Source organism: Lactobacillus sp. IBH004, assembly GCF_026185255.2.
GTDB lineage: Bacteria > Bacillota > Bacilli > Lactobacillales > Lactobacillaceae > Lactobacillus > Lactobacillus melliventris.
Genome location: NZ_CP110217.2, coordinates 783,369 through 806,109 on the forward strand (window position 1 = coordinate 783,369; position 22,741 = coordinate 806,109).

19 protein-coding genes, 1 other RNA gene and 2 pseudogenes are annotated in these 22,741 nt (G+C 35.6%); 16 read left to right on the forward strand and 6 right to left on the reverse strand.

The window, feature by feature from the left end; all coding sequences use genetic code 11:
• Positions 1–7: 7 nt before the first annotated feature.
• From comGC to ssrA, 8 genes are all read left to right on the forward strand, one after another.
• A complete protein-coding gene (gene comGC, locus LDX54_RS03985; protein WP_265666807.1) occupies positions 8–346 on the forward strand; it encodes a competence type IV pilus major pilin ComGC in 339 nt (112 codons plus the stop codon).
• Positions 336–758 (forward strand): prepilin-type N-terminal cleavage/methylation domain-containing protein, encoded by a 423-nt coding sequence (locus LDX54_RS03990; RefSeq protein WP_233558039.1) that lies wholly within the window; start codon positions 336–338, stop codon positions 756–758. The genes comGC and LDX54_RS03990 overlap by 11 nt, the downstream gene beginning before the upstream one ends.
• Positions 748–1,023 carry a type II secretion system protein gene (locus LDX54_RS03995; RefSeq protein ID WP_122037462.1) on the forward strand — a complete coding sequence of 92 codons (276 nt, stop codon included), beginning with the start codon at positions 748–750 and terminating at the stop codon, positions 1,021–1,023. Before LDX54_RS03990 ends, LDX54_RS03995 begins: the two co-directional genes overlap by 11 nt.
• The gene (locus tag LDX54_RS04000) at positions 1,007–1,516 is read left to right on the forward strand and encodes a ComGF family competence protein (RefSeq protein ID WP_265666806.1); all 510 of its coding nucleotides are present in this window, start codon (positions 1,007–1,009) and stop codon (positions 1,514–1,516) included. Before LDX54_RS03995 ends, LDX54_RS04000 begins: the two co-directional genes overlap by 17 nt.
• A 190-nt stretch (positions 1,517–1,706) precedes the next feature.
• Positions 1,707–2,708, forward strand: a complete 1,002-nt coding sequence (locus LDX54_RS04005; RefSeq protein ID WP_265666805.1) for a class I SAM-dependent methyltransferase — start codon at positions 1,707–1,709, stop codon at positions 2,706–2,708.
• Positions 2,709–2,753: 45 nt separating this feature from the next.
• Positions 2,754–3,938 (forward strand): acetate kinase, encoded by a 1,185-nt coding sequence (locus LDX54_RS04010; protein ID WP_110445916.1) that lies wholly within the window; start codon positions 2,754–2,756, stop codon positions 3,936–3,938.
• A gap of 270 nt (positions 3,939–4,208) precedes the next feature.
• Entirely contained in the window at positions 4,209–5,015 is an 807-nt protein-coding gene (locus LDX54_RS04015) for a Cof-type HAD-IIB family hydrolase (RefSeq protein WP_187156531.1), read from the forward strand.
• A gap of 70 nt (positions 5,016–5,085) precedes the next feature.
• Positions 5,086–5,451: a transfer-messenger RNA gene (gene ssrA, locus LDX54_RS04020) on the forward strand.
• A gap of 110 nt (positions 5,452–5,561) precedes the next feature.
• On the opposite strand, the pseudogene LDX54_RS04025 reads toward ssrA, so the two are convergent.
• From LDX54_RS04025 to LDX54_RS04040, 4 genes and pseudogenes are all read right to left on the reverse strand, one after another.
• A pseudogene (locus LDX54_RS04025) lies at positions 5,562–6,588 on the reverse strand (ISL3 family transposase); the annotation flags it as partial.
• A gap of 221 nt (positions 6,589–6,809) precedes the next feature.
• A pseudogene (locus LDX54_RS04030) lies at positions 6,810–7,148 on the reverse strand (IS30 family transposase); the annotation flags it as partial.
• Between the two features lie 222 nt (positions 7,149–7,370).
• The gene (locus LDX54_RS04035; RefSeq protein ID WP_122037468.1) at positions 7,371–8,201 is read right to left on the reverse strand and encodes a hypothetical protein; all 831 of its coding nucleotides are present in this window, start codon (positions 8,199–8,201) and stop codon (positions 7,371–7,373) included.
• A gap of 1,046 nt (positions 8,202–9,247) precedes the next feature.
• Positions 9,248–10,126 carry a LysR family transcriptional regulator gene (locus tag LDX54_RS04040; protein WP_187156532.1) on the reverse strand — a complete coding sequence of 293 codons (879 nt, stop codon included), beginning with the start codon at positions 10,124–10,126 and terminating at the stop codon, positions 9,248–9,250.
• 144 nt (positions 10,127–10,270) lie between these two features.
• Between LDX54_RS04040 and glpK the strand changes: the two genes are divergently transcribed.
• From glpK to LDX54_RS04070, 6 genes are all read left to right on the forward strand, one after another.
• Positions 10,271–11,785, forward strand: a complete 1,515-nt coding sequence (glpK, locus tag LDX54_RS04045) for a glycerol kinase GlpK (RefSeq protein WP_110445964.1) — start codon at positions 10,271–10,273, stop codon at positions 11,783–11,785.
• A gap of 33 nt (positions 11,786–11,818) precedes the next feature.
• Positions 11,819–13,561 carry an FAD-dependent oxidoreductase gene (locus LDX54_RS04050; RefSeq protein WP_046324676.1) on the forward strand — a complete coding sequence of 581 codons (1,743 nt, stop codon included), beginning with the start codon at positions 11,819–11,821 and terminating at the stop codon, positions 13,559–13,561.
• Between the two features lie 227 nt (positions 13,562–13,788).
• Entirely contained in the window at positions 13,789–14,751 is a 963-nt protein-coding gene (locus LDX54_RS04055; protein WP_187156533.1) for a type I phosphomannose isomerase catalytic subunit, read from the forward strand.
• A gap of 15 nt (positions 14,752–14,766) precedes the next feature.
• Positions 14,767–15,162 carry an SdpI family protein gene (locus tag LDX54_RS04060; protein ID WP_187156534.1) on the forward strand — a complete coding sequence of 132 codons (396 nt, stop codon included), beginning with the start codon at positions 14,767–14,769 and terminating at the stop codon, positions 15,160–15,162.
• Positions 15,159–15,878: a response regulator transcription factor gene (locus tag LDX54_RS04065; protein ID WP_046324679.1), complete on the forward strand. Its 720-nt coding sequence runs from the start codon at positions 15,159–15,161 to the stop codon at positions 15,876–15,878. Before LDX54_RS04060 ends, LDX54_RS04065 begins: the two co-directional genes overlap by 4 nt.
• A gap of 8 nt (positions 15,879–15,886) precedes the next feature.
• Entirely contained in the window at positions 15,887–17,338 is a 1,452-nt protein-coding gene (locus LDX54_RS04070) for a HAMP domain-containing sensor histidine kinase (protein WP_265666804.1), read from the forward strand.
• Between the two features lie 44 nt (positions 17,339–17,382).
• Here LDX54_RS04070 and LDX54_RS04075 read toward each other — a convergent pair whose 3' ends face one another.
• A complete protein-coding gene (locus LDX54_RS04075) occupies positions 17,383–18,249 on the reverse strand; it encodes an SPFH domain-containing protein (protein WP_187156536.1) in 867 nt (288 codons plus the stop codon).
• 26 nt (positions 18,250–18,275) lie between these two features.
• Entirely contained in the window at positions 18,276–20,477 is a 2,202-nt protein-coding gene (locus LDX54_RS04080) for an LTA synthase family protein (protein ID WP_187156537.1), read from the reverse strand.
• A gap of 141 nt (positions 20,478–20,618) precedes the next feature.
• Here LDX54_RS04080 and LDX54_RS04085 point away from each other — a divergent pair, with 141 nt between their 5' ends.
• Entirely contained in the window at positions 20,619–21,245 is a 627-nt protein-coding gene (locus LDX54_RS04085) for a VanZ family protein (protein ID WP_187156538.1), read from the forward strand.
• A 79-nt stretch (positions 21,246–21,324) separates the two neighbouring features.
• Positions 21,325–22,674, forward strand: a complete 1,350-nt coding sequence (locus LDX54_RS04090; RefSeq protein ID WP_265666803.1) for a glucose-6-phosphate isomerase — start codon at positions 21,325–21,327, stop codon at positions 22,672–22,674.
• Positions 22,675–22,741 lie beyond the last annotated feature (67 nt).

Sequence of the window (22,741 nt, forward strand, 5' to 3'; positions counted from 1 at the left end):
AATAATGATGAAGAAAAAAATACTAAATTTGATATCGAAAAAGAGTAAAGTTAAGGGATTTACTTTAATAGAAATGGTAGTTGTAGTTGCAATAATTATGATGCTTTTAGTGATTATTGCTCCGAACTTAGCAAAACAAAAAAACAATGCAAATAGAAAAACAGATGACGCCTTTAAATCAACTTTACAAACTCAAGTAACTTTATACGAAGATGATAAAGATCGTAATGGTAAAACAATCAGTTTTCAGAACATGTTTGCAGATGGTTATCTAACTAAGAAGCAACTGACAAAGTCGAAGGACTATGCTGTAAAAGATGGTATCGTTGAAAAGAATGCTAAATAAAGTTAATTTAAAAGGATTTACTCTCGTAGAAATGGTTATTACCTTGGCCATAGCAATAATCATCACAGGAATAGGTGCAATAGAGTTAAATGCTTATAAAGAAAAATTAATTTTAGAGAATACAGTTGGAGAAATTAGGAGTGCAGTGGAACAAGCCGCTCGTGTTTCAGCAACAAGTAAACAAGCATGTGTTATTAAATATTTTCCGGATTTGAAAGAAATAGAATTTGTTGGAGATAATTACTTTAAATCATTAAAAATAAGCCAGCCAATACATGTTTATAATTTGTCTAATTTACAAATATCAACTACCGGTTCAATGGCTCCTCATACTATTACCATCAGTAACGATAAAAATACACGAAAGATAAAATTACAAATGACTTGGGGACGTGCTATAAATGATTCATAAAAAAATGTGTGGCTTTTTAGTAATGGAAAGCATGATTGGATTAATAATCGCATGTGTTGGAATTACAACTGTAGAATTAATAATTGGGGAAAGTAGACTTATTGAAAGGAAAATTGAGCAAAAAACTGACCGTACTTACGCTTGGAACGTGATGAAAAAAACCAACGTTAAACAGGTAATGGTACATGACCGCCTTTATCGCTTTGTAGATAATAAAAAAATTCTCGATGTAAAAAATAATAAAAAATATGAAATTAAGAAGTAAAGGCTTTATTTTAGCTGAAGCAATGCTTTCAGTTCTTATTACCTTAATTGTAGTATTGATGTTACAAAATTTGTTAAAGACATTGACATTAGCTAATAAAGCACAACATAAAACAGATGATGTTGTTTTTTCATATGTGCAATTAAATCGGTTTATAAATGAAGAAAAGGGTATAAAGGCTTATACCTTACCTAAAGATTCAAATTTCTCAAAAGCAGTGTTTGTAAAAACAAATAAGAAGAATGAGACAACTACCTATTATTTGACGCTATACAAAGATATGGTACGTGTGACAACACCTAAAGGAGGGCACATGCCTTTATTACTGAATGTTGAAAAAGCTGATTTTCTTACAAAAGATAGGTTGATTAAAATAAATGTAATGGAAAAAGATGGTAGAAAGTCTGAATTATACTTTAAATTTAATTCTCGTCCCAATTTGAAGAAGAAGGTAGTAAATGATAAAAAGCAAAAGTTGGAAAATAAGAGGTAACGCACTTTTAAGTAGTGTCTTAGTTTTGACTACCTGTTTGATTTTTATTCAATTTTATTTAGAAGTTTATCAGGAAAGTATGGAAAATAATTTTTTATTGATTGAATATCTGATTAATAATTGATTTGCTTGCTCTTATAACCTTGTTTCTATTAAAATTAAAATGGTTAGGAGATAAGGGGAAGAAATTATGGATAATATAGAAAAACTTTTTAATAATTTTTTGGATTGTGTTAAGTGTTTACAAGAAGCATTGAATGTCTCTTTGGGTGATGCTCTAGTTGAAACCTTTGACAATTTAGAAAATAATCAGATAAAAGTTGAGTTGGGAGCTCCTGACAAAGAGACCGTTCAAAAATTGAGTCAAAAGTATGCTAATTTGCACTACGATCAGCTTTCACCAAAAATTAAGATACAAATCTTCACTTTGTTAGTTTTAAAAGCTGTTAATGAAGATGGGCTAGATGTTAATCAAATGCCGACTCCACCTGCTATTGCTACTGTTATCGCTATGTTTATGCTCAAACTGTTGCCAAAAGAAAAACTAATTATTGCTGACCCGGCAATTGGCACTGGCAATTTGCTATTTTCTGTAGTCAGACAACTAAAAAATTCCAACCATTCTAAAGCGGATTTTGAACTTTATGGTATTGATAATGATGAAGAAATGCTAAGCTTTGCAGATATTGCAGCCCATTTGAATAAAATTGATATTGAAATGTATTGTCAAGATGGTTTAACTCCTTGGATGTTTCCCAGCCCAGATGTTGTTGTAAGTGATTTGCCTGTAGGTTATTATCCGGTTGATGATAATGCTGCTAATTTTGCTACTAAATCTGTGAAAGGTCATTCGCTTGCTCACCTTTTATTTATAGAACAAATTATTAAGAACCTCAGGCCAGCTGGTTATGCTTTTCTACTCGTACCACAGACAATTCTTTCTGGTAAAGGCGGCAGTGACTTCATGCCTTGGCTGTCAGAAAAAGTTTTTTTACGGTCAATAATTGAATTGCCTGACAATGTTTTTCAAAACAAATTTAACCAAAGATCAATTTTAATTTTTCAAAATCATGGAAAAAATGCCAGAAATAGTGAAGTATTTCTCACAAAGTTAGACTCGTTTAAAAAGGAAGAAGACCTAATAAAGCTTAATGTTAAACTAAATGAGTGGTATACTAAAAATATTAATTGATTTGTGAAAAGTTAAAAATTCAAGTTTATGGAGGGAATTACATTTATGAAAAAAGTTTTAGCAATCAACTCAGGCAGCTCTTCTTTTAAATATAAGTTGTTTGCTTTACCAGAAGAAAAGGTTTTGGCAGAAGGAATTGCCGACAGAGTAGGCATTAATGGATCCTCTTTCCAAATTGAACTGGCAAATGGCGAAAAACATACTGAGAAAGTTGCAATTCCAGATCAGGAAACTGCTGTTAATTTATTGCTTTCGGCTTTGAAGAAATACCATGTTGTTAATGACCTAAGCGAAATTGTTGGTGTAGGTCATAGAATAGTTGCGGGTGGCGAAGAATTTACCGATTCGGCACTAATTGACAAGGCTAAGTTACAAAAAATTTATGATTTAAAAGAATATGCCCCCCTTCATAATCCTGCAGAAGGCAAAGGCATTGAAGCCTTTATGAAATTACTACCAGGAGTTCCTGAAGTAGGCGTGTTTGATACATCATTTCACCAAACTTTGGATCCTGTTCACTACATGTATTCAATTCCTTACCATTATTACGAAAAATATGGCGTACGTAAATATGGAGCCCATGGTACCTCAGTTCGTTATATAGTTGGTCGTGCGGCTCAAATGCTTGGTAAAGATGCCAAGGATTTGAGACTGATTGTTTGTCATCTTGGTTCAGGTGCTTCAGTTACTGCAGTTAAAGGTGGCAAGTCTTTTGATACATCTATGGGCTTCACTCCATTAGCAGGCATCACTATGGGTACTCGCTCCGGTGATGTTGATCCATCTGTTTTGCAATATATCATGAATAAAGACCATATTGATATTAACGAAATGATTGATATTTTGAATGATAAATCTGGTCTATTAGGTATTTCTGAGATTTCCTCAGATATGCGTGACCTAGAGAAAAATTCTGATAAAAAAGCTGATCTTGCTAGAGCTATTTTTGTAAATCGTGTCATTCAATATATTGGTTCTTACATGGTTGAAATGAAAGGTGCAGATGCGATTATTTTCACTGCTGGAGTAGGTGAGCATGATTCTGGTATTCGTGAAAATATCATGAAATCATTTGAATTTATTGGTTTAAACCCTGATTTAGAAGCAAATAAATCAAATGGTGAGAAATTTATTACGAAGCCAGATTCAAAAATTAAAGCTTTAGTTATTCCAACTGATGAAGAATTAATGATTGAACGGGATGTCGTTCGTTTAGCTCACTTGAGTTAATGATGAAATTTATAATAAAATAGAGAAGTTGCTAAGAAAAACTTAGCGACTTTTTTTGTTTATTTTTGATATTATAGTATTCGAAAAGCAAAGCATCATCATAATGAAATATTATATTTGATTGGCAAAAAACAAATTGGCTCAAAAATTTCGAGACAAACTTAATAGTGATGGCTGAGCTGGTCTGACTATCAAAATAATTTGCAAAAGTATGGTCGGCTGCGATAGAAAATAACTGTAAACCTGAAGAAAATGGTAAAGGAAAAATAAATGATTAAATTAGTTGCAATTGATGTTGATGACACACTATTAAATAGTCAGGGAAGGTTACTTCAATCTACTATTGAAGTAGTTAAGAAGGCAGTAGCGCGAAATATCAAGGTAGTACTCTGCTCTGGACGACCATTAGCTGGTGTGAAGCATTTTTTGAATGAACTAGGAATAGTTCAGGACAATCAATATGTTGTTACTTTTAATGGCGCTGTCATTGAGACGGTGACAGGTAAGACTCTTCAACAATTAGGAATTGATCAAACAACTTATGAAAAGATTGACCAATATTCTAAAGAGCATGGCGTGGCTTACAATGTTGTCGCTGAAAACAGTGCAATCATTACAAGCAATTTAAATGTTAATCGAATTACTATTGTCCAGGCGTGGGAAAACAGTGCTGGTGTTCTAATCAGAAGGCCTGATGAACTACCTAAAGATGAACAAATAATTAAGGCTGTTTTTGCTGACGAAAAAGTCAAGCTTGACGAAGTTGAAGCTAATGTTGTAAAAACCTTTGGCAAAGAAAATTATGTGGTGCGAGCAGCCGATAACTTTTTAGAAATAATGCATCCAGATGTTAACAAGGGGGTGGCACTTAAATTTTTGACAAAAAAACTAGGATTTGAAACTAATGAAGTGATGGCAATTGGGGATGAGCGAAACGATATACCTATGTTTAGGGTTGCAGGAACTTCAGTAGTTATGGCAAATGGCTCTTCTGAAGCGAAAAACCAAGCTAACTTTGAAACTGCATCAAATAATCAAGATGGAATTGCCTTGGCTTTTGACCAATTTGTTTTTTAGATAAAGTGCAAGGTTTCTTCTGGTATTAGGCAATTTAGCTTTGTTATGCTATAATTGTATTACCTAAATCGGGGGTGTTTTGGGATTCGACAGGCGTAGATTCGCATTGACTGCGGTTCGTAGGTCACGTCTACGTAAAAACGTCACAGTTTTATAACTGCAAATAAAGAAAATTCTTACGCATTAGCTGCCTAGTTTAGGCGCATGTGTTGCTTGCTTTCGGATTACTCACGTCTGAATTCAAGTATCAACTTAGTGAGTTACGTTTAACTACCTCATCTGAATAGTTAAAAAGAGTCATTCCAGGTTAGCTAGTCCATACTAGCCCTGTTATATGGCGTTTTGGACTAGTGAAGTTCAAATAATATAACTATGATCGTAGATGTCAGTGACGGAATGCGTTTGGACAGGGGTTCAATTCCCCTCACCTCCATAAATATTTCAATAAAGCCCTATGAATAAAGCGTTCATAGGGCTTTATTTAGCTCTTTGTCAAACATCCTAAAGTAAGGAAGCAGATAGAAGTATGACGATACTTTTATCTGCTTCTTCTTTAGCATGAATCACTTCTTTAATTGCCAGCGGATCATTGGCAGCCAAAGCTTCATAAAATGCCTGCAGCAGGTTGTAGGCATTAGTGAGCTCCGTGCTGCAGGTGATGCCTTCGTTGACTACCTGCTCTTGTGTCAGATTGTCTTTGCAATTCCAATTGTAATGCGGATGAATTTGGTCGAGTTCCTGGTACTTCTTGAGATACAGTTTCCAGGGTGCTTTAAGCAGTTGGTATTCTCTGCTAGTCTTTTTGAATTTCTTCATGACCTGCACGCGCAGAGAGTTGAAGGAGCGCGTAAGCATTTGTACCATGTGAAAGCGATCAATCACAAGCTCAGCGTTGGGAAAGCATGCTCGTACAATGTCTTGATAGTAAAAATTCAGGTCCAGAGAAACTGTTTTGCCGCAGGCGAAAACTTTTTGCAGTAGGCTATAATTGCTTTTTTATAGCGTGTGCGGAGAATCTGCACCACCTCGTGCTTGTCGGCATCAAGACAAATAAAATGCAGGGTGCGGTCAACGCCTTTAAACTCGTCGAAGGCTAGATGCTCCGGCAAATAATCATAGCTGCTATTAAACTGATGCGAGCAAGAGCCCAGCACTCTTTGCACCGTATTGACAGAGACATTGTTTTCCCGGGCAATGCTGGTCATTGAACGGTCTTCTGTTAAGGCACTGAGAATTTTAAGCTTTGCAGGCTGGGAAATACAGCAGTATTTGCCTACCAGGTCAGATTGAGCCATTGAGCGTTTATTGCAGGTGCGACACCAGACTCTCTGCTTAAAAAGTCTAATAATGACTGGCTGACCGGCATTGGCAGCAGGATAGCGGATTTCGGTTTTCAAACGGCCATTGTGTCCGCATCCTGTGAGCCACAAAAGGGACATTTGGGCTGCAATAAGACAGCTTGGTAAACCTTCTGCTTATAGCCGTTAGCCAAACGGAAGAAATAATCTTCAAAAACAATGTTTTGATCTTTAATATCAAGAGCAAATTTAATATAATTATTAAAAGAGGACATAATTCAAACCTTCTATAAAATATTGGGTGAAGTTAATATTTTATTACAAGAAGCAAGAGGAAGATGTCCTCCTTTTTTATGCAATAAAAAACCTATTAACAGCTTACCACATGGATAAGCCATCAACAGGATAAATTATAGAGCCTTTAAGAAATCTAAATTCGAACAATGATCTCTTTGAAGTTTCTTGTTTCGAAAATTGCAATTTTAAGTTGAACACTCTACTTGATCTGATAGATGCAATCTAATCTTCTTTCATATAATTCATCGGGTGTGTGGTAGGCTAAGATCTTGCGGGGCAGGTTATTGCACCATTCATCAATGCCATAGATTTGCCTTAAGTCATAATCCTTGATGGACTTGCCTTTGGGAATGAAGCGCCGAATTAGCCGGTTGTGCCGCTCAACCCCGCCCTTCTCACAAGAAGTATAGGGGTGCGCGTAGTAGACCAGCGTCTGCGCTGCTTCTTTTAACTGGGCTAGATCCGCAAACTCAGAACCATTATCGGTGGTGATGGTCTTAAAAACTTCGTGCCAGTGTTCCTGGTATTGGCTGCGTAAAACTTGGATAATTATGCGGTCTTGCACAGCAAGATGTTGGCCTTTTTGGTGAGTAGATATGGTAGAATTAAGGGAGTTCATTGGTAACTTCTTTCTAGAATTTTGTAGTTAATTACATTCTATCAAAGAAGTCCAATGGACTTTTTTCATTTTCTAATCAGGGCAAGTGTTCAACTTCATTTTACAATTTACCAAGTTTCTTATTTTCAAAATATTTAAATCTTATTTTTTACTTAAGCCAATTAATTCTAGAGTAGACAATATAACTTCACCAGCAGTTAAATCAGCCGTTACTTTGCTGACTTGATCTCTTTTAGCATCTTTGCCTAATATTTCGTTTAAATTATCATCAGAACCATCTTCTGATATCAAGTTACCTCTGCCTTTTATTGGCCGTATGACATATCTTCCGGGTTTAATATCAAGTCCTACTAGCCATATACCAGCACTTAATTTTGTTTTATAAGTATATTTATCTGGTGTTGGCGTGAAGCTTGTAGACTCTATCCAGTCTAACTTAATTTTGTCGTTTTTTATTAAGTTGGTAGTAAAAGAAGTTACCTGATCGCTTTTAACATTTTTTCCTAAAATAACGTTAATAGTGAAATCGCTATTAGATAAATTACCATTGCCCTTGACTGCTTTAATAACGTATCTGCCTGGCTTAATATCTCTACCGACCTTATACTTACCAGCACCTAAAGTAACTGCTTTAGCTGTGTTCTTCACTGGCATAAATTTGGTAACCTTTTTGGAAGCGTAGTCAGAAAGGCTTTTCCTCTTTTTTACAGATGATGGTTTTTTTGAATGATGTGAGCTAGTCTTGTATGTCTCATCATGATTTTCGGCATTATTTAAATCTGGTACAAAGAAACCACAAATTAAAACTAGTACTAGTCCCCATACCCACCAACGTTTTACTAATAGTTCCTTTGATGGATTTTTACTTGGTGTTAATGCTTCTTTATAATCTTTTCTATTTTTTAATTTTTTATCACTAATAATTATGTAAATAACAAATATTATTAGTGCAATTATCCATAAGAATTTCATTTGCATCTCCCACTATATTTTTAACAATACAATTACAATTTACCATTTTTATAAATGACTTAAAAGAATAAATTGGCATATGTTTTTCAGTGCTATTGAACATCATATTCTACATGAACAATTTTTCTTAGAATTCTTCTCTACCGATTTTTGTTTAAAACAATCGAATCATAGTCATTATTTTCAGGAATTAAGATGACTTTATTTCCAAAAAACTTTACACGTTTATCGTAGCCTCATCATCTACTAAAATAGCTGCTAAGTCACCATTTTCAACAGTTGGTTTTCTTATAAGCGTTACTAATGATCCGTCCGGGTTTAGAGGCTGCAAGGAATTTACTTTGCAATATAGCATGAACAGCTTATTAGAAGGTACATGGTTAAATTTTAGATCACGGTATCTTGATGCGACACATATTAAGGGCCGCTCTGGTTACTTTATGAAAAGTGCTGAAAAAGGGCTTTCTTATTTACTTACTCATCATGACATTAAATGGCTGATTACAGTTTTTTTGTTGCTAATGTTGGTTTTCAAGCAGTTGTTCCCATGTTAAATTTTTATTAAAACAGGAAATGAAGGTCTCGGTAAGCCTAGTAAGTGTTTTTACACAGTAGCTGCGGTTGCCATTATTATTGGCAATTTTATTTACTTGCGTACTAATAAGAATATGAAACTTGGTACACAAATGATTATGATTGCTCTATTAATAATGGGGGCTTCCTAATTATGCTTGATGTCCAGTCATTTGTTTGGGTCACTTTTGGTTATGCATTGGTTTTGTTTAGTAGCGTCTGGTCACAGGCAAACTTTTTACCATTTTTCACGCAGAAACTCCGCCTCAATTTAAGGAAACAACAACATCAATTTCGACATCACTAACCTGAATATGTTATTAGTTAGTGGCTTCTTAATTAAAGCAGAAGTTCATTCTAATTTTGTTGTGGCTTCCGTCTGCATGTTTCTTTCTGTGTTCATTTCCCTAGCTACTGGTTTGAGTAAATTGGGTAGGCTGGAAAAGTTACACTAATAAAAAACAACGTAAAACTTATTTTTTAGACAAGCAATGGTCTAATATATTACAAATAGCTGGATTCTTATAAATTGCGACAACATCGTATTTTAGTTTTGGTAAGTTTGGTAAGAAAGTAACATATTTAGCATAAATTGTTGGTAATGGCAGTTCATCTGGATAGATAGCTATACCATAATCTAAAACAACATTCGATAATGCAGCGTCGAAACTGTCTAAATAAATAATTTGTTCATAACAAATGTTCTTTTTGGCCAAAATTTTTTTAATTTTTGTTTGTACATCATTCTTATCTGTAGCAGTCCATTTTTGCAAGAAAAGGGGCTGCTTTTTTATAACATTCCTTTTTAGCCTACCATCTTGATTAACAGCTTTTTTGCTCAGTAAAATCCCAAAATTGGCAGTTCCGATTTTCTTAACATGAATATTCTTAATTTTACTTACCGCTGTTGAGAAACCAATCAGCACATCGTAATCCTCTGCATCAAGTTTCGGTATACTAGTAGCAAAATTTTCGGTATCTAATTGTAATTGTAAGCCTGAATTGTTTTTTGTAAGTAATCGCGCTAAGCTAACGGCCCAATAATCAAAACCATGTAAATAATGTATTCTCAACGTTTGAAATGAATCATTTAACTGACTAATTTTTTCATTAAATTCATAATATTTCTTAAGTACCGGTACTGCACAGTGATACAGATTAATACCCGCTAAAGTAACTTTAAAATGGGAAGTTGAACGATCAATCAGTTGCACGCCTAAATCTTCCTCTAAATTTTTTATTGCGTTACTAATGGCAGTTTGAGAAACAAAATTTCTCTTAGCAGCCGGAGTAAATCCTTGAGTTTCTACAACATCTATAAAATATTTATATGCTAATAGGCTATATTTCATCACATTTTGTCCTTTTACTTATAACTTTATCTAATAAGTTATCATCATTATATGTTAGCGCTTACTAAAAAGCGAGGGTAAAATTGAATTGTAACGACAGTTACCTTTACTAAATTAGTTTTGTAACTAAAAAGGAGAAGTATAATGGCTGAAAAATATATTTTAGCGATTGATGAAGGTACTACAAGTACACGTGCAATTATTTTAGACCATTCTGGTAAAAAAGTAATTGATTCACGGAAAGAGTTTAATCAATATTTTCCTAAACCTGGCTGGGTAGAACATGATGCAAACGAAATTTGGAATTCAGTTTTATCGACTATTGCCAATTCGTTTATTAATTCAGGAATTAAGCCTAACCAGATTGCCGCTATTGGTATCACTAACCAACGGGAAACGACTGTAATTTGGGATAAGAAAACTGGCTTGCCAATCTACCACGCAATTGTCTGGCAATCTCGGCAAACTTCAGATATTGCCGATAAAATCATTGCTGACGGGTATTCCGATATGATCCATGAAAAAACCGGTTTAATTCCTGATGCATATTTCTCTGCAACTAAAATTCGCTGGATACTTGACCATGTTCCTGGCGCTCAGGAGCGTGCTGAAAATGGTGAATTATTATTTGGCACCATCGATTCATGGCTCGTCTGGAAACTGACTGGTGGCAAAGTTCATGTTACTGATTACACTAATGCCAGCCGGACAATGCTTTTTAACATTACCAAACTTGATTGGGATGATGAGATACTAAAATTATTAAATATTCCTAGAAAAATTTTACCGGAAATTCGTTCTAATTCTGAAATTTATGGCACTACTGCGGAATATCACTTCTATGGCAGTCAAGTTCCCATAGCCGGAATGGCTGGTGACCAGCAATCAGCTCTGTTTGGTCAATTAGCTTTTGAACCAGGAATGGTTAAAAACACTTATGGTACCGGTGCGTTCACTGTTATGAATACAGGGGAAAAGCCAAAATTCTCGGCCAATAACTTGTTAACGACTGTGGCATATGGCATTAATGGCAAAGTAAATTATGCTTTAGAAGGTAGTATTTACGTTGCCGGTTCTGCTATTCAGTGGTTGCGTGATCAATTGGGCATTATTGATGACGCTCCTCAATCAGAAGAAGCCGCAAAACGTTCCAAGGATAACAATGAAGTTTTTGTCGTCCCAGCATTTACCGGTCTAGGTGCTCCATACTGGGACTCAAATGTCCGTGGTTCAGTCTTTGGCTTAACTAGAGGTACGACAAGGGATGATTTTACAAAAGCAACTCTACAATCTTTGGCTTATGAAAGTCGCGATGTTATTGATACTATGCATGAAGATACCAAAATTAAAATTCCTAAATTAAAAGTCGATGGTGGTGCTGCCAATAACGACTATTTAATGCAATTCCAGGCAGACATTTTAGGAATTGAAATAGAGCGTGCGGCTAATCTTGAAACAACCGCTTTAGGTGCTGCTTTTCTTGCTGGTTTAGCTATTGGCTATTGGAAAGATTTCGAGGAAATAAAGAAAATCCAAAAAGTCGGCAAGATATTTAAACCACAAATGAGTGGCGCTGAAAGAGACCATCTTTATGAAGGGTGGAAATCAGCTGTTAAGGCTGCTCAAAGTTTTTCATACAAACCTTACCAAAAGAATTAGTTAACAGTTTTACTAAAAGAAAGAGGTTATACCATGGCGTTTTCAATTAAAACCAGACAGGAAGAAATTGAACGTTTAAAAAATGAAAAATTAGATTTATTGGTTATCGGTGGCGGTATTACTGGAGCTGGCGTTGCATTGCAAGCTAGTGCAGCTAAGATGAAAACCGGTTTAATCGATATGCAGGACTTTGGTGGCGGAACTTCATCACGTTCAACCAGGTTAGTTCATGGTGGTATTCGCTATCTTAAGACTTTTGATGTTCAAGTAGTTTCTGATACAGTCAAGGAACGTGCAATAGTTCAGCATATTGCTCCTCATATGACTCGGCCTGATCCTATGATTTTACCAATTTATGATGAGCCGGGAACAACTTTTACCATGTTTTCCGTCAAAGTAGCAATGGATCTATATGATCATTTAGCTGGAATCGAGGGTGACTCTCCTTTAATTAAGTATGCTAACTATACAATGGATAAAGCAGAAACTTTAAAACGGGAGCCACAATTAAACAGCGAAAATCTACAAGGCGCAGGCGTTTACCTAGACTACCAAAACAATGATTCACGTTTAGTAGTAGAAAATGTCAAAAAGGCACATGAATTAGGATGTTTGGCTGTTAGTCGGCTGAAATGCATTGCGATTTTACATAACGAGCAAAAGCAGGTTAACGGCGTACGTGTCCATGATAACTTAACCGGTGAAGAATTTGAAATTCATGCGGATGTAGTTATTAACACCTCTGGGCCTTGGTCCGATTTAGTAAGACAGGAAGATAAAGCTGTTTATAAAAAGCCGCGTCTGCGTCCTACAAAGGGTGTTCACTTAGTAGTTGATCAATCACGCTTGACTGTGCCGCAACCAACTTACTTTGGTTCAGGTACAGCAGACGGTCGTATGATTTTTACTATTCCTAGAGAAGGTAAAACCTATTTTGGCACTACCGATACTGACTTTACCGGTGATTATGCTCATCCTACTGTTGAACAAAGTGATGTCGATTATTTGTTAAATATTATTAATAAGAAGTATCCTTCCGCTCATTTAACTATTGACGATATTGAAGCCAGCTGGGCTGGAGTTCGTCCCCTAATTGAAGTCGAAGTTGAAGGCAATGAAGCAGCAGATGCAGCAACTGGTGCCAGTGTCTCTGACAGTACTTCAGCGCCGTCCGCTGTATCTCGCGGTAGTTCATTAACTGAAGCTGAGGATGGCTTAATTACTCTAGCTGGTGGTAAATTAACAGATTATCGTATTATGGCTAATGGTGCCATGAAGAAAATACAGCAAAAGCTTCATGACAAGTTTTCTAAGAACTTTACTTTACAAAATTCTGCTGAAATTAAAGTTGCAGGTGGTGACTTTGATTCAGACCATGCAGAAGAAGAACTTGCTCGAATTGCTAAAGATGGCGTAGCAGCCGGAATTACTGCTGATGATGCCAAGGAAATTGCCAACTTGTTTGGTTCACAAGCAGAGCAAATCTATGACTATGCAAAAACGATTAAGCCCGCTGCAGGATTAAGTCTTGGCGAAACAGCAGCCCTTGATTATTCACTAGCTGAAGAAATGACATTGACACCTGTTGACTATCTCTTAAGGCGTACTTATCACATCTTATTCAAGAGTGATACTTTAAACCAGGTTAAAGAAGGTGTCGTTAACCATATGTCTGATTACTATGGCTGGGATAAAGAGCAAAAGACTCAATATGTACATGATTTAGAGCAGGAAATAGCACAATCACGACTAGATAAACTAAAGAATAAAAAATGATAGATTAACAAAAAGAAAGTAGTAAATTATTCCCCCAAAAAGCCCGTCAAGATAAACTGGCGGGCTTTTTCTTGCCCTTTTTTAAGCACACTATTACAATTAAATTATTTTATGTGAGCAAGGGTTAGCAAAAAGTATTATTATAACAATAATAAATGTTGTCATATTTGAAAAAATAGTTTTAAATTTACATCTTAAAAGATTAAACTATTAGAGAGGTGATTAAAATGGAGCCAATTTTTCTTACTCCTTATTTTAGACCCAAAATTTGGGGTGGACGCAAATTGAAAACAATCTTTAATTATAATATTCCGGATGGCAAGGTAGGAGAAGCTTGGGTAATCTCCGGCTATAAAGAGGATGCTTCTACAGTAATCAATGGTCAATTTAAAGGGCAAAGTCTGCGTCAGGTTTATCAAGAAAACCCGACGCTATTTGGCAACCCTGAAAGTAAAGAATTTCCGCTGCTGGTAAAGTTCCTGGATGCAAATGATAATTTGTCTGTTCAGGTTCATCCCAATGATGAATATGCTCGCAAAGTAGAAAACGATAGTGGCAAAACTGAAAGCTGGTATGTTTTGCAGGCTGATCCTGGATCATATCTAATTTACGGACATACTGCCAAAACTCGCGCGGAACTGGCTGAAATGATAGAAAAGGGAGAATGGGATAAACTTTTACGCAAAGTACCAGTAAAAACTGGTGATTTCTTTTATGTCCCTTCAGGAACAATCCACGCCCTTACTAAGGGAATATTGGTTATTGAAACCCAACAATCTAGTGATGTAACATACAGGTTGTATGACTATGATCGTGTTGACCAAAAAACTGGTAAGAAACGCGAACTGCATACCCAAAAATCAATCGCTGTTACTCAAGTCCCACATGTTGATCCTAAACTGGATATCACAATAGATCACGTGCAGGATGCTACTATTAAAACTTTGGTTGCACCACCCGTTTCACCTCATTTTTATTTGTGGCAAATCGATTTAGCTGGGAAATGGCACACCGGCTTAAATAGTCACCCCTACTTATTAGTAACAATCATGAAGGGGACAGGTACACTTCAAATTGAAAATAAATCATATGACCTATCAATTGGAACAAATCTGATAATTCCTAATAATATTAAAAAATTTACATTCGCAGGTAATATGAAATTGGTTATTTCTGCGCCGAACAATTAAGGGGAATAATAAAATATGATCTATATAGCTTGTGGCTCAGTTATGGTAGTAGTTGGGCTATTATGGCTCATTTCACCTTCGAAAAGACCTTGGCCGTTTTACGGATATTATTCGTACTTGGCCACAGTGAATAAAGCAAGTTTTAAATTTGCTCAGCATAAAGCAGGAGGTTATTTTATTATATTTGGTTTAATTCAATTATTATTAGGAGTTGGAATCCATTTACTTAAATGGGATCGTTACTTTTTACTTTGGCTGCTGACATTTTATCTTTTCATTATCTTTCCAATCATGGCTACTGAAAAAAGTCTAAAAAAATTTTTGATAAATCGTCATGAACTGCCGGCAGATTATATAGACCCTGACAAAGTAAAAAAGGAGAGAACAAAAGGATTTAGGGACAGAAAATGAAACTGAAAATTTTAATGGTCGAGGATGATCAGTCGGTTGCAGAAATGATGGGGATGTTTTTCGAAAAAGAAGGATGGTCCATGGATGTTGCCACTGATGGGGAACAAGCCGTTAAAATGTTTGCTGAGAATCCTGATCAATATGATTTGATCACTCTAGACCTTAATTTACCTAAAAAAGATGGCATAGAAGTTGCTAAAGAAGTTTGTGCAATCTCACCATCAATTCCAATCATCATGCTTACTGCGCGCAGCAGTGAAGAAGAACAAATTCAAGGATTTAATGCTGGTGCCGACGATTATGTATCTAAGCCATTTAGTCCTTTGGCGCTAATAGCACGTATTAAAGCTTTGCAACGCAGAATCAGAATTGATGATAAGCAGGAACAAACCAAAACAGCAGAATCCGGAGAAAAATTTGATGTGGTTACTAATCATATAAAAATTTCCACAAGTAGACGTGAAGTATTATATGATAATAAGCATGTTCAAAATATTACCCCCAAAGAATTTGATTTGTTATATACCATGGCCCAGAAGCCAAAGCAGGTCTTTTCTCGTGAACAATTATTAGAATCTGTTTGGGGTTATAATTATTATGGTGAAGATCGCACCGTGGATGCACATATTAAAAAGCTACGCCAAAAATTGGAAAAAGTAGGTGCAAATGTCATCCAAACCGTTTGGGGTGTTGGCTATAAATTTGATGATTCGTAGGCTTTATTATGAAGTTGATTTATCAGCATATGCTTAGTTTTTTACTAATCATTCTTACTACGGTATCAATAATCGGTTTTTCTGAAATTAATAATACTACTCAACAATCGTACGAATATAATTATCGGCGAATGGAAGATTTTGCCGCGGCATTAGGGACTTTGGCTACAAATGATAAAAAGGACGGAGCAGCAATGCTGAATCCTAAATTTTTAAATAAGCTGGAATTTGTCCTTCATAGCGATAGGGTGTATCTTAGCGTTTTTAATGCACATGGTTCACAAGTTTATCCTCAAAGAAATGAGAAAATTAAACTTACTTCTCACCGTCTAAGGCAATTGAAAAGTGGTAAGAAGCTACGTATCAAAAATAATAACGAAGCTCTCTCCAGCTTAGGCTATAAAAAAGACGCTTGTACTGGTGTACTTATACCATGGAAGGATAAGGGAAAATTTATTGGGGCAATGTGGTTAGGAGTCAGAATTGCCCAAGTAGAGCGGCCTGTAAGAATCGCCAAGCAAAATCTCTTCAACGCATTAGTTTCTGCCATTATTGTAGGTTTAGTACTCAGCTTGGTCCTTTCTTTTTATGCAACCAATAGAATTAAAAAGTTATCTATCGCTACCAAAAAAGTTACAGCAGGTGACTTTGATGTGCAGACACATTACAGTGGTCATGATGAAATAACTCAGCTGGCTGATAATTTTAATCGGATGGTTCGGACATTAAAAAAATCAAATCAAGAAGTGAAAGAGCAGGAAAAAAGGCGAGACCAGTTTATGGCTGATGCTGCTCATGAGATGCGCACGCCTTTGACTACGATAAATGGTATTTTAGAAGGCTTACAATATGATGCAATTCCTGATAAAGCTAAGCCCAAGTCTATTGCCTTGATGAGTAGAGAAACTAAGCGGTTGATTCGTTTAGTTAATGAAAATTTGGATTATGAAAAAATTCGCAATAACCAAATAAATTTAGTTAAAACGCGCTTTAATGCCAGAAAGACATTTGATGATGTAACAATGCAACTTAAGCAAAATGCTGCTAAAGCTGATGATACAATCTTTATCACTGCTCCAAAAAATCTGCCTGTTTATGCAGATAAAGATCGTTTTACCCAAATAATGGTTAATTTGGTGCAGAATGCAATTCAATTTACAGCTAACGGTAAAATTGAAATTAGCGGTTATAGAATTGCACACGCAACGGTAATTATGATTAAAGATAATGGTATCGGAATGAATCAGCAACAAATTAAATACGCTTTTGAAAGATACTTTAAGGCTGATCCTTCACGCAGCCGCTCTGGTAAAGGAGAATATGGTTTAGGATTATCTATTGTATCCTCTTTGATCAAACAGCATGGTGGCAAAATTAGTGTCCAATCTGCAATCAATCAAGGAGCGGAATTTACAATCATACTTTTTGACCAGGGTTATGAACAATATCTTGAAGATTAAAAAAATCATTTCCACAAAAGGAAATGATTTTTTATTTGTATGACTTATTTGTCATTTTTAGTTGTTTCGTGCCAAACTTTTGCAGTTACAGGAATTGAACCAAGATTAGTCATTTCATCTTTTCCTACCACAATTAGATTATTGGGACCTTTAGCTAAATTATTGAAACTGTCTAAGCTTTGATTCTTAAAATAGCCATCACTGGCTTTTGCTAAGGTCAATTGTAACTGGTTAATGCGATACGCTTCTGCGTCTGCTTCGGTTTTAACAGCTTCAGCTTTGGCCTTTGCTGTAGCAATCAGAGCGTCATTTTTAGCTTTGGTAGTTAATTCAATATTTTTAGCTTCACCTTCCGCCTTTTCAATAGCTGCTATTTTTTCACGGTCTGCAGTAAGCTGCTTATCCATTGCTCTTTGAATCTCTGGACTAGGTAAAAGTTCATCAATATTGACCCGAACGACCCGAATGCCATAAATGTCTGTTAAATCGCCAATAGCTTCTGAAAGTTGAGTGTTAATGCTGCTAGTTGAGCCTAAGGCGTCATTTAAGTCCATTCTTCCGATGATGTCACGCAAGTGTCCCCGAATGAGTTCGACCATAGATTTAACTGAATCCGTGTTGTTGTAAAAATACTTGTAAGAATCTGTTACCAAATAATTTAGAGTTAGACTGGTAGTGATTTCTGCATTGTCTTTAGTAATAATTGAATATTTGGAGATTTCTGCGGGAAACATTGCCAGTGAGACCTTACGTAATCTCTGAATTACTGGAATAATCAGTACTAATCCAGCCTTTACAGTTCTGGAATACTTTCCCAGTGTTTCTATTAGGCCTTCATTATTTTGAGGTACAACCCGGCAGCAGGAGAGTAATAAAAGTACAATAACTAAAATAATCACTACATAAAGCATTTTAATCCACCAAAGATTCCTAATTCTTATTTTTCTTTATTATATGACTTTTTATTCTTTTTACTAGATTTATTTTTCTTTTCAGTTAAGTGATTACCAGAAACAGATTCAGGAATGGTAGTAATTTCTTCTTCACGTCCCTTTAATTCGATGGCGTCTGTCTTATACAAACCGGTAGTAGATTTGCGGTGTTTACTTATCAGCGCGGTTGATTTATTGTTTAACTGCTGTCTAATGTCTTCCATTTGTTTAAAATTAGTTAAGTAGTCAAACTCATCTGGGTCAACCGGTTTAAAACCGCTGGGAGTGTAAAATCGTAACAAATTATGATTATTTAATAAATCTGAGTATTTTAATGATTTTTTACCTTCTTTTGCTAACTTGTTTATTTCATATTTTTCTTGTTCAGTAAAATTGATAATTTGCTTGCCGCTTTTACGGTCATAGACTACTCCCTTAAGGCCCTTACCACCGATAATGACGTACTTTTGACTGACAATCGTGCCATTCCTAAAAACAACCCACGGACGATATTTGGGAGCTAACAGATCATGGCCAAATTGAATATAATTACGGTTAGAAATGCCTAAAAGATGAAGTATTGTTGGCAAAACATCAATTTCACCAGCGACTTCGTGTTTAATTTTTCCTTTGAGATTGGGTGCGTGGATCATAAAAGGTACGCGCTGCATTTGTACGTTATTGAAAGCATTCCAGGTATCAGAGCTTTCACCAACAATCGGTGCTAAAGTTTCATTCTCCGAATTAGTTAAGCCGTAATGATCACCGTAGATCACTACCATAGTGTTTTTGATTAAACCGGATTTCTTTAAGTAATCGAAAAATTCGCGAATAGATTGATCCAGATAATGGGCTGTTTCAAAGTAGTTGTTAATTGACTTGTCCGAAGTATCACTGGTTTTAAACGTTGGATCCAGATCTTCTTCATCCATATCAAACGGTGTATGATTAGTTACGGTGATGAATTTAGTATAAAAAGGTTGCTGCATTCTTTCTAAATATTTAATACTTTCAGCAAACAATATTTTGTCTTTAATACCGTAGCCGATGTGGTCGTTTTTATCATGGCTAAAGTAATTTTGGTCAAAGAAATAATTATAACCAAGATTTTTATAAACATCATCGCGATTCCAAAAAGTACCTACATTACCATGAAATACCGCTGACGTATAGTTGCCGTGTTGACGTAAAATCTGTGGTGCAGCCTGAAAGGTGTTTGAACTGCCCATCGCTGTAAATAAAGAGCCATCAGAAATACCGTATGTGCCAGTTTCCAGCATGTTCTCCGCATCACTGGTACGACCAATACCGACTTGATGGTAAAAATTGGCAAAACTCAAAGTGTGTTTGTCGTGATAAATTGAATTGAGGTAAGGTGTGACCTCTTTTCCGTTAATTTTCAGATCAATCAAAAATTGTTGAAAGCTCTCAAGATGAATAATAATAACATTTTTGCCCTTTTCTTTACCGAAATACTCTGGATTTGCGGGCAATTTATTTCTTTGATTATAAGTCAAAATTTTGTTTAAATCGGCAGTATTGGCATTTCTATTTACCTGTTCCGTTTGTTCATTCTTAATACCATCATAGACAGTATAAGTATTAATACCAAGGTATTTGACAATGTATGAACGATCAAAAGTTGTCCCTAATAACCTTGGTCTGGATGATTCGGCCAGAAAAATATTTAGAACCAAAACCAAACTACCGACAGAAGTAACAGCAAAAGGGGTAAGAAGGCCAAAAGATTTTTGATCAATTTTTATTTTGTGAGTGATTAATAGTGTAACTACAACGATAAGATCAAGCCACAATAATAGATCGGAAGGCTGAAGTAGTGCTACAGCGCTTTTTCCTAAACCAGGAGCGACTTTTCCAGCATTAGTTATGGTCTTGACGGTGATAAAATCAGAGAATTGACGGTAATAAAGAATATTTGCAAATAACAATCCAGAATTTGCAAAATCAAGCAGCAGCATGGCACAATAAGAAACAAGCGGCTTAGAAAAATAAAGTCCAATGCTAATAAGTAAAATAGCACTGCCAACCGGACTCAGCCACATTATAAAATGTTGATAGGGGTCGGAAATACCCAAGTTGAAATCATGATAGGCAGCAAAAATGTATTTCAGTGTAAATAAAACAACTAGAAGGCAAAAAAAGCCTATACGAGTCTGAATGAAATTGGTCAGATTTTTTTTATTCAAAATGAACTCTCCCTTATCAGACTATTTTAAAAGTTTCTGGACTTTTAGACAATCTTTTCCAAATAGTTAGACCTTTTTTAATAATTAAACAGGAAATTTGAGTATAATTTAAATGAACTCTATTTTAGGAACTGAACCAGTATGATATTTTTAGGACCAATATATAACCAGCTTTCACAACTTTATGCGACCAAAATAAATCATTTTGCTTTGATTAAGCTAATCATGTTGGCACTTGATAAAACTCTTTTTTACTTTTTATTTTTTATGGTAATGCGTTTAATTTGGCTGATGACTATTAAAAGCAGACGTACAGTAAAGTCAGAAGCAGCAGTATGGCTATTTGCTTTTTATTTGATATTAGTTTTAATGTTGACGACTTTTCGCAATACGTATTTTCCTTGGAATCTTACCTTAAACCTTCACAGGCCTCTTAATGAAATTAATTTTGTCTTTCTCAGGGAAACGTGGAAAATGTATCACGCTCAAAGTAGGCTTGATTTTTTTTATAATTCTTTGGGAAACATTCTTTGTTTTGTACCTTTTGGCTTTTTGTCACCATTTGTTTTTCCAAAAAAGCAAACGTTCTGGCGGGTTTTATTAGCCGGAATTATTTTTTCGGTTTTCATTGAAGGGATGCAATTTTTGCTTGAAACTGGAGTGACCGATATTGATGATGTGTTCTTTAATAGTTGCGGCACGGCTGTTGGCTATTTTGGTTACTTATTGGTTATGTTAATCAGGAGAAAGTCTCGTAAAACTAACTAAAAGGTCTGGCATTTATAAAATAAGATTGCTAAAATGTTTTTGTGAAAGAAGTATTTAATTCAGTAAGGAGAGCGTAAATATGAGTTTAATTAAATTTGATAGCACCAAATTAACCCCATTTGTTCATGAAAATGAACTAAGTGAAATGCAGGCTATTGTTGATGCTTCTGCTAAAGAGCTTAAAGATGGCACAGGTGCAGGTAATGATTTTCTTGGCTGGATTGATCTGCCAGTTAATTATGACCAAGATGAGTTTGCCAGAATTAAAAAAGCCGCTAAAAAGATTCAAAGTGATTCTGAAGTATTGGTATGTATCGGAATAGGTGGTTCTTACTTAGGTGCTCAAGCTGCCGTTGAATTTTTGAATGGTGCGTTTTACGGTAAGGGTAAAGAAAAATATCCTACTATTGTTTTTTGCGGCAATTCATTGTCCGGCTCATACTTACATGACTTAATCGAGTGGGTTGGCGATAAGGACTTTAGCGTAAATATTATTTCTAAGTCTGGTACAACTACCGAACCAGCTGTTGCTTTCCGCATTTTTAAAGATAAATTAATTAAAAAGTATGGTGAAGAAGAGGCTAAGACCAGAATTTTTGCTACCACCGATAAGGCTAAGGGAGCATTGAAGACTGAGGCAGACGCTGAAGGCTACGAAGAATTTGTTGTGCCGGACGATATTGGTGGTCGTTACAGCGTTTTGTCGGCTGTGGGTCTTTTACCAATAGCTGTTTCTGGAGCTGATATTGATCAGTTGATGAAAGGTGCTGCTGATGCCAGAGCCGATTACACCGATACAGACTTGAGTAAAGCAACCCCTTATCAATATGCTGCATTGCGTAATATTTTGTATCGCAAGGGTTACACTACTGAAATAGTTGAAAATTACGAACCAACTTTAAGAATGTTTAGTGAATGGTGCAAACAATTAATGGGTGAATCTGAAGGTAAGGATAATAAAGGTATTTGGCCAGCAAGCGCCAATTTCACTACCGACCTTCATTCATTAGGACAATATATTCAAGAAGGCAGAAGAAACCTCTTTGAAACTGTTATTAGAGTTGAAAAACCCACAAATGATGTCGAAATTCCTTCTGATGATCGCAATTTAGACCAGCTGAATTTCTTATCCGGTAAGAGTTTAAACTTTGTTAATGAACGTGCTTATGAGGGTGTTGTTCTGGCTCACACAGATGGTGGAGTACCGGTAATGACAGTTAATATACCAGATCAAACTGAACATACTTTAGGCTACTTAATTTACTTCTTTGAGTTGGCTATTGCTGTTTCTGGTTATGTCAATGGCATTAATCCATTCAACCAGCCAGGCGTTGAAGAATATAAGCGTAATATGTTTGGTTTGCTTAACAAACCAGGTTATGAAGAATTACACGATGACCTAGCTAATAGATTCAAACAGGAAAACTAATTTTTATTTATTGCAACTTCTTTTAAATAAGACTAACATAAATATATAGAGATTAACCTGTACATCA

Excerpts from the sequence above, each read along its gene's own strand:
- comGC (WP_265666807.1), top strand. The coding sequence starts at position 8 with ATGAAGAAAAAAATACTAAATTTGATATCGAAAAAGAGTAAAGTTAAG.
- LDX54_RS03990 (WP_233558039.1), top strand. The coding sequence starts at position 336 with ATGCTAAATAAAGTTAATTTAAAAGGATTTACTCTCGTAGAAATGGTT.
- LDX54_RS03995 (WP_122037462.1), top strand. The coding sequence starts at position 748 with ATGATTCATAAAAAAATGTGTGGCTTTTTAGTAATGGAAAGCATGATT.
- LDX54_RS04000 (WP_265666806.1), top strand. The coding sequence starts at position 1,007 with ATGAAATTAAGAAGTAAAGGCTTTATTTTAGCTGAAGCAATGCTTTCA.
- LDX54_RS04005 (WP_265666805.1), top strand. The coding sequence starts at position 1,707 with ATGGATAATATAGAAAAACTTTTTAATAATTTTTTGGATTGTGTTAAG.
- LDX54_RS04010 (WP_110445916.1), top strand. The coding sequence starts at position 2,754 with ATGAAAAAAGTTTTAGCAATCAACTCAGGCAGCTCTTCTTTTAAATAT.
- LDX54_RS04015 (WP_187156531.1), top strand. The coding sequence starts at position 4,209 with ATGATTAAATTAGTTGCAATTGATGTTGATGACACACTATTAAATAGT.
- LDX54_RS04035 (WP_122037468.1), bottom strand. The coding sequence starts at position 8,201 with ATGAAATTCTTATGGATAATTGCACTAATAATATTTGTTATTTACATA.
- LDX54_RS04040 (WP_187156532.1), bottom strand. The coding sequence starts at position 10,126 with ATGAAATATAGCCTATTAGCATATAAATATTTTATAGATGTTGTAGAA.
- glpK (WP_110445964.1), top strand. The coding sequence starts at position 10,271 with ATGGCTGAAAAATATATTTTAGCGATTGATGAAGGTACTACAAGTACA.
- LDX54_RS04050 (WP_046324676.1), top strand. The coding sequence starts at position 11,819 with ATGGCGTTTTCAATTAAAACCAGACAGGAAGAAATTGAACGTTTAAAA.
- LDX54_RS04055 (WP_187156533.1), top strand. The coding sequence starts at position 13,789 with ATGGAGCCAATTTTTCTTACTCCTTATTTTAGACCCAAAATTTGGGGT.
- LDX54_RS04060 (WP_187156534.1), top strand. The coding sequence starts at position 14,767 with ATGATCTATATAGCTTGTGGCTCAGTTATGGTAGTAGTTGGGCTATTA.
- LDX54_RS04065 (WP_046324679.1), top strand. The coding sequence starts at position 15,159 with ATGAAACTGAAAATTTTAATGGTCGAGGATGATCAGTCGGTTGCAGAA.
- LDX54_RS04070 (WP_265666804.1), top strand. The coding sequence starts at position 15,887 with ATGAAGTTGATTTATCAGCATATGCTTAGTTTTTTACTAATCATTCTT.
- LDX54_RS04075 (WP_187156536.1), bottom strand. The coding sequence starts at position 18,249 with ATGCTTTATGTAGTGATTATTTTAGTTATTGTACTTTTATTACTCTCC.
- LDX54_RS04085 (WP_187156538.1), top strand. The coding sequence starts at position 20,619 with ATGATATTTTTAGGACCAATATATAACCAGCTTTCACAACTTTATGCG.
- LDX54_RS04090 (WP_265666803.1), top strand. The coding sequence starts at position 21,325 with ATGAGTTTAATTAAATTTGATAGCACCAAATTAACCCCATTTGTTCAT.